General features: G+C 67.3%; 20 protein-coding genes. 13 read left to right on the forward strand and 7 right to left on the reverse strand.

Annotation, left to right across the window (positions count from 1 at the left end):
• Nucleotides 1–122: 122 nt before the first annotated feature.
• Nucleotides 123–269: a DUF1059 domain-containing protein gene (locus NDR87_RS35385; protein ID WP_251918375.1), complete on the reverse strand. Its 147-nt coding sequence runs from the start codon at nucleotides 267–269 to the stop codon at nucleotides 123–125.
• 32 nt (nucleotides 270–301) lie between these two features.
• Nucleotides 302–850, reverse strand: coding sequence for a GNAT family N-acetyltransferase (locus NDR87_RS35390; RefSeq protein ID WP_251918377.1), 549 nt, complete (start codon nucleotides 848–850; stop codon nucleotides 302–304).
• Nucleotides 851–993: 143 nt separating this feature from the next.
• On the opposite strand from NDR87_RS35390, the gene NDR87_RS35395 reads away from it, so the two are divergent.
• On the forward strand, nucleotides 994–1,635 hold the full coding sequence (locus NDR87_RS35395) for a LysE family translocator (RefSeq protein WP_251918379.1): 642 nt from the start codon (nucleotides 994–996) through the stop codon (nucleotides 1,633–1,635).
• The gene (locus tag NDR87_RS35400; protein WP_251918507.1) at nucleotides 1,635–2,267 is read left to right on the forward strand and encodes a class I SAM-dependent methyltransferase; all 633 of its coding nucleotides are present in this window, start codon (nucleotides 1,635–1,637) and stop codon (nucleotides 2,265–2,267) included. The genes NDR87_RS35395 and NDR87_RS35400 overlap by 1 nt, the downstream gene beginning before the upstream one ends.
• Here NDR87_RS35400 and NDR87_RS35405 read toward each other — a convergent pair.
• Nucleotides 2,241–2,645 carry a hypothetical protein gene (locus tag NDR87_RS35405; RefSeq protein ID WP_251918381.1) on the reverse strand — a complete coding sequence of 135 codons (405 nt, stop codon included), beginning with the start codon at nucleotides 2,643–2,645 and terminating at the stop codon, nucleotides 2,241–2,243. The genes NDR87_RS35400 and NDR87_RS35405 overlap by 27 nt on opposite strands.
• Before the next feature lie 491 nt (nucleotides 2,646–3,136).
• On the opposite strand from NDR87_RS35405, the gene NDR87_RS35410 reads away from it, so the two are divergent.
• Complete coding sequence (locus tag NDR87_RS35410) at nucleotides 3,137–3,574, forward strand: alpha-isopropylmalate synthase regulatory domain-containing protein (RefSeq protein WP_251918383.1); 438 nt, start codon at nucleotides 3,137–3,139, stop codon at nucleotides 3,572–3,574.
• A 68-nt stretch (nucleotides 3,575–3,642) separates the two neighbouring features.
• On the opposite strand, the gene trxA is transcribed toward NDR87_RS35410, so the two are convergent.
• Both trxA and NDR87_RS35420 read right to left on the reverse strand, forming a co-directional pair.
• Nucleotides 3,643–4,008: a thioredoxin gene (gene trxA / locus NDR87_RS35415; protein WP_251918385.1), complete on the reverse strand. Its 366-nt coding sequence runs from the start codon at nucleotides 4,006–4,008 to the stop codon at nucleotides 3,643–3,645.
• Nucleotides 4,009–4,054: 46 nt separating this feature from the next.
• Nucleotides 4,055–4,564 (reverse strand): 2'-5' RNA ligase family protein, encoded by a 510-nt coding sequence (locus tag NDR87_RS35420; protein ID WP_308212193.1) that lies wholly within the window; start codon nucleotides 4,562–4,564, stop codon nucleotides 4,055–4,057.
• 105 nt (nucleotides 4,565–4,669) lie between these two features.
• Between NDR87_RS35420 and NDR87_RS35425 the strand changes: the two genes are divergently transcribed.
• From NDR87_RS35425 to NDR87_RS35465, 9 genes are all read left to right on the forward strand, one after another.
• Entirely contained in the window at nucleotides 4,670–5,740 is a 1,071-nt protein-coding gene (locus NDR87_RS35425) for an isocitrate/isopropylmalate family dehydrogenase (RefSeq protein WP_251918389.1), read from the forward strand.
• Between the two features lie 549 nt (nucleotides 5,741–6,289).
• On the forward strand, nucleotides 6,290–7,279 hold the full coding sequence (locus tag NDR87_RS35430) for an iron-containing redox enzyme family protein (RefSeq protein WP_251918391.1): 990 nt from the start codon (nucleotides 6,290–6,292) through the stop codon (nucleotides 7,277–7,279).
• Nucleotides 7,280–7,302: 23 nt separating this feature from the next.
• A complete protein-coding gene (locus NDR87_RS35435) occupies nucleotides 7,303–8,007 on the forward strand; it encodes a 2OG-Fe dioxygenase family protein (RefSeq protein ID WP_251918393.1) in 705 nt (234 codons plus the stop codon).
• Entirely contained in the window at nucleotides 8,004–10,157 is a 2,154-nt protein-coding gene (locus tag NDR87_RS35440) for a molybdopterin-dependent oxidoreductase (RefSeq protein WP_251918394.1), read from the forward strand. Before NDR87_RS35435 ends, NDR87_RS35440 begins: the two co-directional genes overlap by 4 nt.
• Nucleotides 10,154–10,777 (forward strand): LysE family translocator, encoded by a 624-nt coding sequence (locus NDR87_RS35445; protein WP_251918397.1) that lies wholly within the window; start codon nucleotides 10,154–10,156, stop codon nucleotides 10,775–10,777. Before NDR87_RS35440 ends, NDR87_RS35445 begins: the two co-directional genes overlap by 4 nt.
• A 13-nt stretch (nucleotides 10,778–10,790) precedes the next feature.
• Nucleotides 10,791–11,600, forward strand: a complete 810-nt coding sequence (dapF, locus tag NDR87_RS35450) for a diaminopimelate epimerase (protein WP_251918399.1) — start codon at nucleotides 10,791–10,793, stop codon at nucleotides 11,598–11,600.
• Between the two features lie 225 nt (nucleotides 11,601–11,825).
• Nucleotides 11,826–12,734 (forward strand): ABC transporter substrate-binding protein, encoded by a 909-nt coding sequence (locus tag NDR87_RS35455; protein WP_251918401.1) that lies wholly within the window; start codon nucleotides 11,826–11,828, stop codon nucleotides 12,732–12,734.
• Nucleotides 12,735–12,785: 51 nt separating this feature from the next.
• On the forward strand, nucleotides 12,786–13,703 hold the full coding sequence (locus NDR87_RS35460) for an amino acid ABC transporter permease (protein ID WP_251918509.1): 918 nt from the start codon (nucleotides 12,786–12,788) through the stop codon (nucleotides 13,701–13,703).
• Nucleotides 13,700–14,509, forward strand: a complete 810-nt coding sequence (locus tag NDR87_RS35465) for an amino acid ABC transporter ATP-binding protein (RefSeq protein WP_372494393.1) — start codon at nucleotides 13,700–13,702, stop codon at nucleotides 14,507–14,509. The genes NDR87_RS35460 and NDR87_RS35465 overlap by 4 nt, the downstream gene beginning before the upstream one ends.
• 22 nt (nucleotides 14,510–14,531) lie before the next feature.
• Here NDR87_RS35465 and NDR87_RS35470 read toward each other — a convergent pair whose 3' ends face one another.
• The gene (locus NDR87_RS35470) at nucleotides 14,532–15,041 is read right to left on the reverse strand and encodes a hypothetical protein (protein WP_251918403.1); all 510 of its coding nucleotides are present in this window, start codon (nucleotides 15,039–15,041) and stop codon (nucleotides 14,532–14,534) included.
• A gap of 48 nt (nucleotides 15,042–15,089) precedes the next feature.
• Here NDR87_RS35470 and NDR87_RS35475 point away from each other — a divergent pair, with 48 nt between their 5' ends.
• Nucleotides 15,090–15,563: a MarR family transcriptional regulator gene (locus NDR87_RS35475; RefSeq protein ID WP_251918405.1), complete on the forward strand. Its 474-nt coding sequence runs from the start codon at nucleotides 15,090–15,092 to the stop codon at nucleotides 15,561–15,563.
• On the opposite strand, the gene NDR87_RS35480 is transcribed toward NDR87_RS35475, so the two are convergent.
• Entirely contained in the window at nucleotides 15,550–16,461 is a 912-nt protein-coding gene (locus NDR87_RS35480; RefSeq protein ID WP_251918407.1) for a LysR family transcriptional regulator, read from the reverse strand. The genes NDR87_RS35475 and NDR87_RS35480 overlap by 14 nt on opposite strands.
• Between the last annotated feature and the right edge of the window lie 18 nt (nucleotides 16,462–16,479).

Below are 16,479 nucleotides of genomic sequence, written 5' to 3' on the forward strand. Positions count from 1 at the left end.
TCAACCGGCTCAAACAATTCCGGGAGCTGGCCACCCGCTACGCCAAACGCGCCGCCTACTACCAGGCCGAACTCACCATCGCCGCCATCATCCTCTGGCTGCGATGACTTACAGGACACGCCCTAGTAGGCGATGAACAGGATCTCGTCGCGCGAATAGTCGTGGCCCGGATGCTTTTCGGCGAGGTGGGCTTGGGTCTTCTCGACGAGGTCGTCCTCGTCGGCGCCGGTGATGTATTCGCCGCACGGGCAGCTGAGTCTGGTCTTCATGATGCCTCTTCGATCCGTTGGTACGACGACTCTCAATCTGCCATGGAACCATGGTTCGCGCAGTCACGAACCATCATGAGCACCGCGTCGTCGTCGACGGTGATCGCCGCCCCCACCGGCACGGGCCGATCCCCGTACACGATTCCTCGACCATCCGGCAGATACCCTCGCCGCACATAGATCCGCTGCGCCGCACCGTAATCGGCGGACAACCCCACCCCCAGCCCGACGGCCCCGCACCGATTCAGCGCCATCTGCTCGACCGCATCCAGCAACCGCCCACCGATCCCGCGCCCGCGAAACCGCGGCAGCACATTCAGATCGGAGATCTCCGGAATCCCCGCCGCCCGAAACGGCTCATACGACGACTCCCACAGCAAGGTGCAGTACCCGGCGAACTCTCCGCCCCACTCGGCAACCCACCCGACCCGGACCCCCGCGCGCTGCTCATCCAGATAGCGCCGATACAACTTCACCGGCTTGTCCCACCCCAGGGCCCCGAATGCCGCGGCGATCGGCTCCGGGTCCGTCGAAGCCAGGGCCCTGATGACAATCTCGTCGCACACCTGTCGAATCGTCATGTCTCCCATCGAGCTCGGCAACCGAATATGTCGGTGATCTCGTCGCCGCCCTGGAACGCGGTCCGGGCAGGGTTCGCGCTCGGGGTCCAGCGCGTCGGAACTGGCTCGCGACAGGGCGGGTCGTACTGCGCCAGCATGGGGACATGATCGAGATGACCGCGGTGCTCGGGGTATGTGTGGCGGCGTTGGGGATGGTGCTGACGCCGGGGCCGAACATGATGTATCTGGTGTCGCGGACCGTATCGCAGGGGCGGCGGGCGGGGATGGTGTCGCTGTCGGGGGTGGCGGTGGGGTTTCTGGTCTATTTGGGGGCGGCTACCGTGGGAATCACGGCGGTGTTCGCGGTGGTGCCGGGGTTGTATCTGACCCTGAAGTTGGCGGGGGCGGGGTATTTGGCCTATCTGGCGTGGAAGGCGTTGCGGGGTGGGGTTTCGGTATTCGAGGCGGCCGAGTTGCCGGTCGACCCCGCGCGTAGGTTGTTCGCCATGGGGCTGGTCACCAATCTGCTCAATCCCAAGATCGCGATCATGTACATGGCGCTGATCCCGCAGTTCGTCGATCCCGCGCACGGCCGGATCTGGCTGCAGAGCCTGTGTCTGGGGGTGATTCAGATCGTCGTCGCGCTGAGCGTGAACGGGCTGATCGTGCTCGCCGCGGGCGCCATCGCCGCCTTCCTCGCGGGCCGCCCGCTGTGGCTGCGCGCGCAGCGCTGGGTCACCGGCACCCTGCTCGGCCTCGTCGCCGTCCGGCTCGCCACCGACAAGGCGCGTCCGGTCGCGGCGTGATGGGCGCGCTCGACTGGGACCACAACGCCTTCTACCGCCGGACGCTGCGGTCCCGGCTGCCGCCGCGGCCCGCCCGCGTGCTCGATGTCGGTTGCGGCGCAGGGGCGTTCGCTGCCGAACTGGCAAGGACGGCGGAGCGGGTGGACGCGATCGACCGATCGCCGCAGATGATCGCGGCGGCCCGGCGGATCGCGCCCCCGAACGTCATCTGCACGCTCGGCGATGTACTGGAAATGTCACTGCCGCAGCGGGAATACGATGCCATCGTCTCGGTGACCGCGCTGCACCACATGCCGCTGGAGCGTGCCCTGCCCGCGCTGGCGGGCGCCCTGCGGCCGGGCGGGGTGCTGGCGGCGGTGGCGCTCCCGCGTACGGATCTGCCCCGGGAACTGCCGATCGAACTCGCGGCGGCGGTGGGGCATCGGGTGCTGGGGGCGGCGTTTCGCGGGCTGCGGAGCCGGACCGATCGACCTTGGTACGCCAAGGAATTCGACCGCGACATGCCCCTGCTGCTCGATCCCGAGCTGACCACCCGGCAGGTGCGCGGGCTGGCCCGGGAACTGCTGCCGGGCGCGCGGGTGCGGCGGCTGGTGTTCTGGCGTTACCTACTGACCTGGCGCAAGCCGCTCTGAGCCGTTGTGCAGCCACTCGTCGTCGCGCAGCAGCTCCGCCTCCGCGGCGGTGCGAACCTGTTCGGTGTAGACGGTGCAGGCGTCGGCGGCGGCGCGGCAGACCGCGGCGCAGACCGATTCGCCCAGGCGGTCACAGCGTTCGGCGGTGTCGGTGCAGACCCGGGCGGTCAGCTCGCACAGCTGCAGCGCCCATTCGGAATGTCGGTCGAGCAGATCGCCGGTGACCCGACACAGATCCGAGCAGTCGGTGAGGGTCTGGATGTGATGGGCGGTGGCGTGTTCGCCGCCGAGATCCAGCGATTCCCGGATCTGGTGTTCACTGCGCCGGTGCGCGCCGAGTAGGTGATTGATCGCGTTCTGCCGGATCGGATCGGTCATCGCGGGTCTCCTCGGCGCGTCGCTCGGCGGGTCGCGGACAACGCTCAGATTGGCACGAAACGGACAGTTTGCTCAGTTATCCACAAGTTTGCTAGGGCGTGTCGCAATCATTCCAACCAGTCGTAATGACGTCAACTGGAGATTTGCTTAGCAGGTCATCCGCCGTTGGTATTCCGTTTACGGACGATTGTGACGAAGTTACTCGTGGGTTCCGGGGGAATGTGGTTGCCATCGCAGATACGAGGCCATATTCTCGTCCCCGTGCCGAATCCCGCCGCCAGTCACAGCGCCGCGCCGAACGTCGCCGACCGCGACCGCGCAGCGCTCCTTTCGCTGACCGCGATTGTGGCTGCTGGTCGAATTCTCGTAGTACGCCGCCGTAGCGGGGTCTGATTCGGACCGGCCCCCTCGCTGCGGCCGTACACCCAGATTGCTTGCGCTGGTCCCCTTCTGTCACCAGACACGACAAGGCTTCGGGAAGACCTAGTCCAATGACGATCACGATTGACACACACGACTTCATCGCCGCCGCACCCAAGGGCCTGCGGGCCGAATGCGCCGGTTTGACACCCGCCCAGTTCTACGACCGCTACTGCGGCCCGACCGGCCCGGTCAGGCTCAGCGACTGGACCCGCATCGGACGTACCCAGCCGTCGGCGACCTATTCCGCGACGCTGGAATTCGCCGGTCACCTGCGGACCGTGGTCTCGGCCGGTAGCCCGGTCGCCGCGCTGACCTCGGCCCTCTACGAGGAGGGCTACCCGGTCGAGATCCTGCAGTTCCACCAGCGGCGGACCGCATCCGGCACGGCCACCTTCGTGCAGTGCGAGTCCAACGGCCGCCGGGGCTGGGGCGCCGCCCTCGCCGACGACGGCGCCGAGTCCACGGTGCGCGCGATGATCGCGGGCATCAACCAGCTCGGCCGCTGAGGGACGGGAAGCGCCGCATCACCGAGCGGTGATGCGGCGCTCGCGTGCGGCCGGAGATTCGCCGAAGGTCAGGACTGCTGCTGTTCGGCGAGTTGCTTGCGGACCTCGTCCATGTCGAGGGCCTTCACCTGGGTGACCAGGTCTTCCAGGGCGGCGGGGGGCAGGGCGCCGGGCTGGGCGAAGACGAGCACGCCCTCCTTGAAGGCCATGATCGTCGGGATGGAGCGGATGTTCGCCGCCGCGGCCAGGCCCTGCTGGGCCTCGGTGTCGACCTTGCCGTACACGACGTCGGGGTGCTGCTCCGAGGACTTCTCGAAGGTCGGGGCGAACGACTTGCACGGCCCGCACCAGTCGGCCCAGAAATCGACCAGCACGATGTCGTTCCCGGTCACGATCTCGTCGAAGTTCTGCTCGGTCAGAGTCTGGGTGGCCATGAGATCCTCTCGTTGGTTGTACCGAGTGCAACGGTGCGCGACCCGGTTATCTTCCGCTGGCGGTTCCACGGGCGACAGGCCATTCGCGCCGTAGATCGCCGTCCCATCGTCGGATACCCATCACCGTAGCCGGAAAATCGCGATCACTGGCCACCGCGTGGATCGCCTCCCCCAAATGCTGGGGTCGCAGCCGCCGCGCCAGCGTCACATGCGGGGTCCAGGCATCGGGCCGCACGTTCGCCGGGACGCCCGGGCACTGCGCGACGACGGCGAAGACCCGTCGTTGCAACTCGAGCAGCGCCTCGGTGGGCACCACCAGCCGGACCAGGATCGGATTGCGCGCCCCGAACACCAGCAGGCCGCCGAGCCGGATCGGCAGTGGCCGGAACTCCTGCGCGCCCAGCGCCTGCTCGAGACGCGGCCAGATCTGGCGGGCCACCGCCAGGGTGATGTGCGGCCGGTGCTCGGCCGCGGGACTGTGCACCCCCGCCTCCGTCAAGAGTTGCCACTGTCGGCGGATTTCCGCATCGGCCGAGTCGTCCAGCAATAATTCCACCGACTGCACCATGATCTTGGCAAGATACGCCGGTCATCGGCCCGGCCGGGGCGGTTCGGGGCATCCGGTGTCCGCCCGCCGAAGCGGACCGTCCAGGATGGACGGGTGAGCGAGCGGACTTCGATACGACTGGGGTTGATCGAGGGCGATGGCATCGGGCCGGAGGTGGTCCGGGCGACCCGCGTGGTGGTCGACGAGGTGCTCGGCGCCGCCGTCGAATGGGTGGCGCTGCCCATGGGCCACGCCGCCATCGACGAATTCGGTTCTCCGCTGCCGCAATCCACCCTCGACGCGCTGGCCGATCTCGACGCCTGGATCCTCGGCCCGCACGACAACGCCTCCTACGCCCCCGAGCACCGCACCGGCACCCCGCCGGGCGGGGCGATCCGCAAGCGGTTCGGCCTGTACGCGAATATCCGTCCGGCCCGGACGTTTTCGGGCGTGCGCGCCACGGCGGCCGCGATGGACCTGGTGATCGTGCGGGAGAACAGCGAGGGCTTCTACGCCGACCGCAATATGGCCGCCGGATCGGGGGAGTTCCGCCCGACCCCGGACGTGGCGCTGGCGGTGGGCCTGGTCACCCGCGCGGCGTGCGAGCGGATCGCGCACGAGGCCTGCCGCTTGGCGGTCGCCCGGCGCAAGCGGCTGACCATCGTGCACAAGGCCAATGTGCTGCCAATGACCATGGGCCTGTTCCGGGACGTGTGTTACGAGGTGGCGCGCGGCTACTCGGGCCTGACGGTCGACGACGAACACGTCGATGCCGCCGCCGCGCATCTGATCCGCGCGCCGGGCGATTACGACGTACTGGTCACCGAGAACCTCTTCGGCGACATCCTGTCGGATCTGGCGGGTGAGCTGAGTGGTTCGCTGGGGCTGGCCGCCTCGCTCAACTGCTCGGCCACCCAGGCCATGGCCCAGGCCGTTCACGGGGCCGCGCCCGCACTGGCCGGACACAACCGCGCCAATCCGGCCGCGCTGCAACTGTCGACGGCAATGCTGCTGCGCTGGTTGGGATCCCGCCGCGCCGACGGCGCGCTGACCCGGGCCGCCGATCGCATCGAGCGCGCGGTCGCCGCCACCCTCGCGGCCGGGATCGCCACCGCCGATCTGGGTGGAATCGCGTCGACGGCCGAATTCACCGAGCAGGTGTGCGCCCGGGTGCACCGCTGGTGAAGCGGCAGCGCTTTATCAGCGCCCCGCCATCGATCGAAGCGGAATTCTGCGAGTCCGTGCCGAATCGGAAAACCGTATTCGGGACGGCTCTACGCCAGGCGCTGATTCCAGCGGCGGGCGCCCGCCGCTGCCCCGAACTCTCGGGGCGGCGGACCGTATTGTGAACCATCGAGCCAGTTCGATCTTGATTTTCCGACTCGATTGTACAGGTGGGCAGGGTTGAGTTTGCGCCCCTCGATTTCCCTGAGTTTGCGACCGCTGATTGTCACTCATTTCGTACCAGTTGAAAATAACCTCTGTGCAGGTAAAGCGGGTGATCGGCCGGGTCTGCTCGATGTTATCCGAATGTTGATCATGATATCGACGGGCGGAAAGTCCTTGACATCAAACCACCCCGTGTTAATCTCGTGTAGGAATGATCAGCGTGGTTTCTCGCACGCGTCGGGGGGGACTCATCTGGTCGTGATTCCAATGTAAGTCTGTGACTATCTGGGGGTACTTATGTCGCGACCCGTGCGCTTTGCTGTCGATGTCAATTCTTCCGAAGCGGTGGCGGAAACGATCAGCCAATGGCTGCACCGCCCCGAACGCGAAGTCGATCAATTACCCGCGTCCGAGCGCGAGGCGGTCCTGCGGGCCATCTATCTGCTGAATGCGAAGGCGGCCGCGGGCGAGCCCGAGGCCGCCTACTGGCAGCAACTGCTCCTGTCGAGGATTTACCGGATCCTGACCCAGCTCCCCGACGGCCCCGTCGCCGAGGGATCGATCCTGATCGCCGAGATCACCCGCCGCCTGGAGGCGCAGATCATCGCGTCGGAGGACCGCATGATCCCCGACCGGATCTACGCCGAGGCCCCGGTGGAACCGCGGAAATATCTGTCGTGGCTGAAGGGGCTCGCCAAGGACCATCGGGTGTACAAGCATCCGTACTACGTCGATTTCATCCGCAACTCCGCGACCGCGAAAGATCTGCGGCGCTACGCCATTCAGGAATCGGTGGTCGACGGCCGATTCGATGATCTGCTCGCGATGATGCAGGTGGGCACCTCCGGTGCGGCGAAAATGGAGATCGCGGGCAACTACTGGGACGAGATGGGCAACGGGAACGAGCACGAGGTGCACACCCACCTGTTCAATCTGATCTACGAGGCGCTCGACATCACCGACGCCGAGGCCGAGGCCGAGTTGACGGCCATGGATCTGCTGTCGGGCAACCTCGCGGTCCTGGTGTCCCGCTATCGGCATCTCTACGGCGAGGCGGTCGGATTCCTGGGCATGACCGAATGGCTGGTGCCCGATCGGTTCACCAATGTCGTCTCGGCGTGGGAGCGCCTGGGTCTGCCGGACGTGGGCATCACCTATCACCGCCTGCATATCACCGTGGACTCCCGCCATGCCGCGGGCTGGTTCCACAATGTGGTGCTCCCCGCCGCCTCCGATGCCGCCATGCGACGCGCCATCGCGCGGGGCGCACTGTGGCGGCTCAATTCCTCCGCCCGACATCTGGACGAGCGGCTCGACCGAGCCGTCGTGGCCTGACAATTCAGCCGAGGTGAATTTCAATGCCAAATTTCGGACCCGAAGGTTTCAAGCTCGTCGACCTGCCGCCCGTGGGAGAGGATATCCTGCGCAGCTATCACGAGGTCGAACTGGATCCCTACATTGCCAGCGGAACGCGATACAAGCGCTTCTCCCAATACCGGCTCACGCATACGAGCGACCATGGCTGGGAGTTCGAACTCCTTCCGCATCGCGCCTATACGGCATTCAAGAAATTCAATCCCGTGGCCGGTGGCATGCTGCGCGAATACCAGCCGATTTCGGTCGACTTCCGCCCGCTCGTCAAGGCCGTGCTCGACGAGCACGACTTCTTGGATCCGTCGGTCGACTGGCAGATCAACGTCCACCAGAACCGAAGCGTCACCACCCACGAGAAACCCGCTCCGCTGACGCCCGAGGGCAAACACCAGGACGGGCACGAATTCGTCATGATCTCGGTACTGAACCGGACCAATGTCGTTGGCGGTCAGATGCGGCTGTGGCGTGATCCGCAGGATACGCAACCGCTCTGGGAAGGCACCCTGCAACCGGGTGATGCCGCGCTGCTGGACGACCGCGCGGTCTACCACGACGTCACCGATATCGTGCCGGGCCCGGAGGGGGACACCGGGTCCCGCGACATCCTCATCGTGTCGTTCTCGCGCTGGGACGAGAAATGGTACGGCGACGAGCACGATCAAGCCGTGTTGTCCGAGGCGGCAAGGTGATCGAACGGCATCTCCCGCTGGTCGAGACGGGCACGCGGCACCAGGTGCACGGCGCGTGCCCGCTGGACTGCCCGGACGGCTGCAGCTGGGAGGTCACCGTCGACGGCGACCGGGCCGTCGCCCTGGCCGGTCGGAAGGACCACCCCTACACGCGCGGCGTGCTGTGCGCGAAGGTCAACCATTATCTGGATCAGGTGTATGCCGAAGACCGGCTGCTGTATCCGCTGAGGAGGCTGGGGCCGAAGGGATCCGGCCGCTTCGAACGCGTCACCTGGGACCGGGCGCTGTCCGAAATCGCCGAACGCCTGACCGCGATCCGCGACGACTACGGCGGTGAGGCCATCTGGCCCTATCAGGGGACCGGCAATCTCGGCTATATCCAAGGGCTGCAGGGCAAGGCGGGCTCGCGGCTGTGGAACGCGCTCGGGGCCTCGGAACACGCGATGACGATCTGCTCGATCGCCGGACAGGTCGGCATCGACTACGCCACCGGGACCTCGGCCGGAATCGATCCGGAATCGCTGCGGGCCTCGCGGCTGATAATCCTGTGGGGCGTCAACACCCTTACCTCGAGCCACCATCTGTGGCGCTCGATCACCCGGGCGCGCAACCACGGCGCGCGGGTCGTCGCGATCGATCCGGTCGCGACGCGGACCGCGCGGCTGGCCGATGAACACATCGCCCCGATCCCCGGCTCGGACGGCGCGCTGGCGATGGGCCTGCTGCATGTCGTGGTCGCCGGCGACCGGCACGACCGGGACTACCTCGACCGACACACCGTCGGCTGGCCCGCGTTCCGGCGACGAATCCTCGATTTCACCGTCGCGGACGCGGCCCGGATCTCGGGTGTCCCAGCGGCGGCGATCATCGCGCTCGGCGAGCGGATCGCCGACACCCGGCCGACCGCCATCCGCGCCGGAATCGGCCTGCAGCGCCACGCCGGAGGCGGCAGCGTCCTGCGCCTGCTGGCGTGCATCCCCGCCGTCACCGGCGACTGGCAGCACCACGGCGGCGGCCTTGCGTATTCGACCGATGGCTACCTCGGGGTCGATCGAGAAGTGCTGGCGCGCACCGACCTACGGCCCCGGCCGGTTCGCAGCCTGGCCATGACCCGGCTTGCCGACACCCTGCTCCACGTCCAGGACCCGCCCGTGCGGGCATTGATCGTCTATGGCGCGAACCCCGTCGTGAGCGCCCCCGATCAGGAGAACGTGCGCGCGGCGCTGTCGCGCGCGGATCTGCTCACCGTCGTGATCGATCACTTCCGGACCGACACCGCGGACCTGGCCGACTACATCCTCCCCGCGACCATGCAGCCCGAACATCTCGATGTGCACGACGGATACGGCCAGATGTACGTGGCGTGGAACGAACCGGCCGTACCGCCGCGCGGGGAATGCCTGCCCAACTCCGAGATCTTCCGGCGACTGGCCGAACATCTGAACCTGTCCGATCCGTGTCTGTACGACAGCGACGAGGCGATGATCGAGCAGATGTTCGCCACCGACCATCCCTCGCTCGCGGGCATCACACCCGAAAGCCTGCGCGCGACGGGCTGGGCCCGGCTGAGTTATCCGGAGGAATTCGTGCCCTTCGCCCACGGATTTCCCACGCCCTCCGGACGATTCGAGTTCCATTCCGAGCGCGCCCGCCGCGACGGACACGATCCGCTGCCTGGATATGTGGGCGCCCGCGAGGTCACCGACGCCGACCGGGCCCGCCGCTACCCGCTGAGCCTGATCGCGGCCGCGCCGCACTATCTGCTCAACTCGACCTTCGCCAACAACGCGACGCTGTCGACCCGGCAGGGCGCGCAGACCCTGTCGATGCACCCCGACGACGCCGAGGCCCGCGGACTCGTGGGCGGCAGCCGCGTGCGGGTCTTCAACGACCGCGGCGGTTTCGATGCCGTCGTCACCGTGACAACGGCGGTTCGGGCCGGGGTCGTGGGCACGACCAAGGGGCAGTGGCGGAAGCTGGCCGGGGATTCGACGGTCAACGCCACCGTCGACGAGCGCGACGCCGATATGGGCGGTGGCGCGGTCTTCCACGACAACCGCGTGCAGGTATGTGCGATCCCCGACGCGCCGGAGGTGAATCCGGACATCACCACACAGCCCGAGAAAGATCGAGGAGAATCCGATTCATGATCGATCCGTCCCTGTACGCGGCCTTCCTCGTCGCATCGGTCCTGCTGGTCCTGGTCCCCGGGCCGGACATGCTGATGATCGTCGCGCTGGGGATGCGCAACGGGCCGATCGGCGGTCTGATGGCGGCCGCGGGCGTCGCGGTCGGCCTCGGCGTGCACACCGTGGCCGCCGTCTGCGGGTTGTCGGCGGTGTTCACGCATTTCCCCGTGGTGTTTCAGGCGTTGAAATGGGCCGGCGCGCTGTATCTGATCTACCTGGCGATCGGCGCGTTCCGTGATCGTGGGGACTGGTCGGAGATCACCCCGACCGAGGCGTCCAAATGGCAGTGCTTCAGCCGGGCCGTCATCACCAACGTGCTCAATCCCAAGGTCATCATCTTCAACGTGGCGTTTCTGCCGCAGTTCGTCAACTCCGACCTGGACACCAGCGTCGGCGCCCAGCTGGCCATCCTGGGCGTGACCCTGGTCGTGGTCGATTTCATGATCGACGGCCCCATCGGGGTCGCCGCCGGATCGATGGGCCGCAAACTGATGGCCAGTAACAAGCGAGTGGTCCGCGGGCTCAATATCACCTGCGGCGTGGTGTTCTCGGTGCTGGCCGGAAAACTCGTATTCGGATGATGGGCGCGGGCGGGTGAAGTTCTCGAAATATCAGGCATTGGGCAACGACTATCTCGTCGTCGATCCCGCCGACGGGCCGACCGGGGGCCTGACGAGTGATCAGGTGCGTGCGATCTGCGATCGCCACTACGGCATCGGGGCAGACGGCGTCCTGTACGGGCCGACCACGGTCGACGCGGCCCGTGCCGACTACGGCCTGCGCATCTACAACTCCGACGGCAGCGAATGCGAGAAGAGCGGAAACGGCCTGCGCATGTTCGCGCTCTATCTGCGCCATCGGTATTCGGTCGGGTCGGGGCTGTCCATCGCGCTGCGCGACGAGACCTGCGCCGTCACTTTCGAGGACGAGCGCACCAATCGCATCTCGGTGGCCCTGGGCCGCGGCACCGTGATCGATCCGAATCGGGCCGTCACCGTGGGAAATCGCGCCCTCCGGGCGACCGTCATCGATGTCGGCAACCCACATGCGGTGCTGTTCCTCGACCGGGTCGTCCCCGCCGACGCGCAGACCCTCGGCAGGGAACTGTCCCAGGACACGTCCCAATTCCCGCATCGCACCAATGTCCAAATGGTGCAGGCGATCTCGCGAGAGCGGATCGGGATCGAAATCTGGGAGCGGGGAGCGGGCTATACGCTGGCATCCGGAAGCAGCGCCTGCGCGGCGGCCCTCGCCGCGGTCCACCACGGCCTGACCGAATCCGCCGTGCGGGTCGACATGCCCGGCGGCTCACTCGACGTCTCCGTCTCCGGTACCGGCGAGCTGACCCTGACGGGCGGATGCGACTATATCGGACGCGGAGAGTTTGCCGGTTCTCCGGCCTGACCCCTTGCCGACCTGGGCGGACCGATGCCGACCAGCGGATACACCGAGTGGGTTCGCGTCGCCCTCCGTTGCGGATGGTAGGGTGCCGAATTCGGCGTGTAGGGCACCCGCCGACCCGGCGCGGAACAACCTTCGGTAACCGGCAGGCACGGTCGGTCCGAATCGCCTAGATTTCGAACGGCGGGCGGCGCCCGGTTGTCGCCCACCCAAACATGGAGGGCTGCTGTGTCTGTTCGATCCGGCGCCCGCAGGTATGTCCTGCGGGCCGCGTGTGCCGTCGTCGGTGGAGCGCTGGTGTTGGCGGGTTGTACCACCAACACCGAGGGCGACGCGCCGGCGGTGGAGAAGGTGAAGGTCGAGAAGGTCGATTCGATCGCCGCGAAGCTGCCGGACAAAATCAAACAAGCCGGAAAGCTCATGGTAGGGGTGAACATCCCCTACGCCCCGAACGAGTACAAGGATCCGGCGACCGGCAAGATCGTCGGTTTCGACATCGACCTGATGGACGCGGTGGCCTCGGTGCTCGGGGTGCGGGCCGAGTACCAGGAGTCCGACTTCGAGAAGATCATCCCCTCCGTCGAGACGGGCACTCTCGATCTGGGCGCGTCGTCGTTCTACGACACCCCGGAGCGGCAGCGGACCATCGATTTCGTCGATTACTTCTCCGCCGGAATCCAGTGGGCCCGGCAGAAGGGCAAGACGGTCGATCCGGACAACGCCTGCGGTCTGCGGGTGGCCGTGCAGCGCACGACCGTCGAGGAGACCGAGGACCTACCGGCCAAGAGCAAGGCGTGCGTCGAGGCCGGTAAGCCCCCGGTGCAGGCGGTGGCCTTCGACGAGCAGAGCGCCGCGGCCACGGCCCTGGTACTGGGCCAGGTCGACGCGCTGTCGGCCGACTCCCCGGTGACCCAGTACGCGATCAAGCAGAACAAGGACAAGCTCGAGGCCGCGGGCCCGATGTACAAGGCGCTGCCCTACGGCTGGCCCGTGCGCAAGGGTGATCCGCTGGCCGCGGTGCTGCAGGAGGCCGTGCAGCATCTCATGGATTCCGGTGACTACCGCAAGATCTGCGAGAACTGGGGCGTCCAGGAGGGCGCGATCACCAAGTCGACCATCAACGGGGCCAAGGGCTGATAGCAGGTGAGTTCGCAGGATCCCGACAACGCCACCGAGCCGACCGGCGCGGTGGCGGCGCCGACCGCCGAACCGGCCCCGATCAAGGCGGTGCCGCTGCGGCATCCGGGCCGCTGGGTGGCGGCGGCGGTCGTACTCGCGCTGCTGGGACTGTTCGCCTACGGCGCGGCGACCAACCCGGCCTATCACTGGGACACATATCGAAAGTACTTGCTGGACACCAGAATCGCCTCGGGCGCGGTGGTCACCCTCGAGCTGACCGTGCTCGCGATGCTCATCGGCGTCGTGCTGGGTGTGATCCTGGCGATCATGCGGCTGTCGCCGAATCCGGTGCTGCGGTCGGTGGCGTGGGTGTATCTGTGGGTGTTCCGCGGCACCCCGGTGTACGTGCAGCTGGTCTTCTGGGGCCTGTTCCCGGGGCTGTATCAGGTCATCCATCTCGGAATTCCGTTCGGAGGACCGCATTTCCTGGAACTGAACGTCCTGGACTGGCGGGCGCCGTTCTTCTTCGCCATGCTCGGCCTGGGTCTGAACGAGGCCGCCTATATGGCCGAAATCGTCCGTGCCGGAATCACTTCCGTTGGTGAGGGCCAGCGCGAGGCGTCGGTCGCGCTGGGCATGTCGTGGGGCCAGACGATGCGCCGCACGGTGCTGCCGCAGGCGATGCGGGTGATCATCCCGCCGACCGGTAACGAGCTGATCAGCATGCTGAAGACCACCGCGCTGGTGACGGCCATTCCGCTCACCACCGAGCTGTACGGGCGGGCGCGTGACATTTCCAGCGTCAACTTCCAGCCGGTGCCGCTGCTGCTGGTCGCGGCCACCTGGTATCTGGCGGTCACCAGCATTCTGATGGTGGGCCAGTACTACCTGGAGCGGTACTACGCACGCGGGCAGAGCCGACAGCTGAATACGAAGCAATTGGAGGCGCTGGCCAAGATGCAGCGGTCGGAGGCGAACGTCGTATGAAAACCGCGACAAGCACTTCGGCGCAGGACACGCCGATGGACAGCACCGTGCCGATGATCCGCGCCGAGCAGGTGTGCAAGAACTTCGGCGCGCTGCAGGTGCTCAAGGGCATCTCGCTGGAGGTGCCGCGCGGCGAGGTGATGTGCCTGGTCGGCCCGTCCGGCTCGGGCAAGTCGACCTTCCTGCGCTGTATCAATCACCTGGAGCAGGTCAACGCCGGGCGGCTGTACGTCGACGGCGAGCTGATCGGCTATCGCGAAAAGGGCGACAAGCTCTACGAATTGAGCCCCAAGCAGGCCGCGGCCCAGCGCCGCGACATCGGCATGGTGTTCCAGCACTTCAACCTGTTCCCGCATCGCACCGCGCTCGAGAACATCATCGAGGCCCCCACCCAGGTGAAGAAGCTGCGCAAGCAGGACGCGATCACCCGGGCCAAGGAGCTGCTGGACCGGGTCGGGCTGGCGGACAAGGCGCAGGCCTATCCCGCCCAGCTGTCCGGCGGCCAGCAGCAGCGCGTCGCGATCGCGCGGGCGCTGGCCATGGATCCCAAGCTCATGCTGTTCGACGAGCCCACCTCCGCGCTGGACCCCGAACTGGTCGGCGAGGTGCTCGGCGTCATGCGCGAGCTGGCCTCCTCGGGTATGACCATGGTCGTGGTCACCCACGAGATGGGCTTCGCCCGGGAGGTGGCCGACCAGCTGGTGTTCATGGACGGCGGTGTGGTCGTCGAGTCGGGCAATCCCCGTGAGTTGCTGGCCAATCCGCAGCACGAGCGCACCAAGACGTTCCTGTCGCGCATTCTGTGACGGCTCCGCCGCGGTACGGCCCTCAGTGCCGTGCCGCGGCGGATTCGCCGGTGTACCAGAGGATTTGACGGGCGGCCAGCACCGTCCAGATCAGTGTCACCGCGATCACGGTGGGGTTCTTGATCGCCAGCAGCAGTCCCAGGTAGAGGTCGTGTGACCGCTCCGGAATCCAGTGCACGAGTACCTGTTCCGGGAGCAGGTCGAACACCGCGACCGCCGCCGCCAGCAGGGCGAGCTGGATCAGCAGGCTGGGCCAGTGCCCGCGAAGGAACCGCCCGGGCTGCCCCTCGCCCTCGTGCGGGGTGCGCACGAAGGCCCAGTACACGATCAGGCCGACCAAGCCCACGCGCGCGGCCACAGTGAGCAGTTCCAGCAGTACGGGCAGCGGATCGGGCGGCCGGGTGAGCACGGAGACGAGCCGTTGCGCGGCCGGAATCGACGAGATGGCGACGATCGGGACCAGATGGCGGACGTAGAGGGCGAGCGCCTGGCGTGGCACCTCGACCGCGGTGGTGAGCTGGTGGCGTAACATATTTCAGTGTACCAAATATTTTAGTGCACTGAAATGAATGGAGGGCCGGTGGCGGAGGACCGAAATGCCCTGGGCCGCAGGCTCAGTACCGCGATCGTGCTGTTCCACGAGGCCGTGGGCAGGCGCGTCGGGCTGCGCGCGGCCGATCATCGCGCGCTGCTGCTGATCGAGGAGCACGGCCCGCTGACGGCGGGGGAGCTGGCCCGGCTGACCGGGCTCACGCCGGGTGCGGTGACCGGGCTGGTGGACCGGCTGATCGAGGCCGGATTCGCCGGACGCACCGAGGACGGCGCCGACCGCCGTCGCACCCTGATCACGGCCACCGGCGCCCGCAGTGCCGAATTGGATGCCGCCTTCGGCGAATTCGGGCGGCGGATGGGGCAGGTGATGAGCCGCTACGACGAGCGGGAGCAGACACTTATCGCCGATTTCGTGTCGAATGCCGTCAGTGTGCTGCGCGAGCAGACCGCCCGTTTGACGGCGGCCGAGGCGGAGGAGCATCGGAAGATCACCGAGACATAGGCTTTCGGCGGGCCAGGGCGATACGCAGCTGTCCCAGCAGAACTTTCGCCGCGGGTGAGGTGAGTCGATCCGTCCGCCAGGCCAGGGCGAGCCGCCCGCGCAGTTCCGGCTCGACGATCGCCATCGTCCGCACTCCCACGGCCGCGGCCTCCGCGGGGGTGAGCTCGGGAACCACCGCGAGACCCAGGCCGCGCGCGGCCAGTCGCAGCAGCAGCGGGGGAGCGGCCGCCTCGTAGGCGACGTCGGGCTCGAAACCGGCTGCGGCGCAACGGCGTTCCAGCACACCCCGCACGCCGGTCCCGCGCGTCAGGCAGATCAGCGGGCGATCGCGCAGCTCCGTCAGCGCGATGCGGTCGCGTCGATCCGGATCCTCGGCCGCGACCGCGGCCACGATGGCGACGTCGAGCACGATGTCCAGGCTTAGTCGGGGATCGAGCTCCTGTCCGGTCAGCCCGACCAGGGCGATGTCGAGGGCGCCGCGCTCGAGATCGGCGAGCATGGCGTCGGAACTCGTTTCGGTGAGGGTGATTTCGACCTGCGGATGGTCGGCGTGGAATCCTGCCAGCACGTCGGCGATATCGAATTCGCCCATGGCCACGCCGGAAATCGTGCCCAGGCGGATATGTCCGCGCAGCAGGCCGGTGAATTCGTCGACGGTCTCGCGGACGCGTTCGGCCGCCGCCAGCGCCGCCCGGGCATGCGGCAGCACCGCCGCCCCGGCCGCCGTCGGGGTGACCGTGCGGCCCGAACGGTCCAGCAGCGGCTGCCCGAGCTCGCGCTCGAGCTGCCGGATCTGCGCCGACAGCCCCGGCTGGGCCAGATGCAGCCGCGCGGCGGCCCGGGTGAAGTTGGCCTCCTCGACCACGGTGACGAAATAGCGCAGCTGGCGAAGCTCCATAACTATCGATTCTAGTTT

Origin of the sequence: Nocardia sp. CDC159 (assembly GCF_023740735.1) — a bacterium.
Lineage (GTDB): Bacteria > Actinomycetota > Actinomycetes > Mycobacteriales > Mycobacteriaceae > Nocardia > Nocardia pulmonis.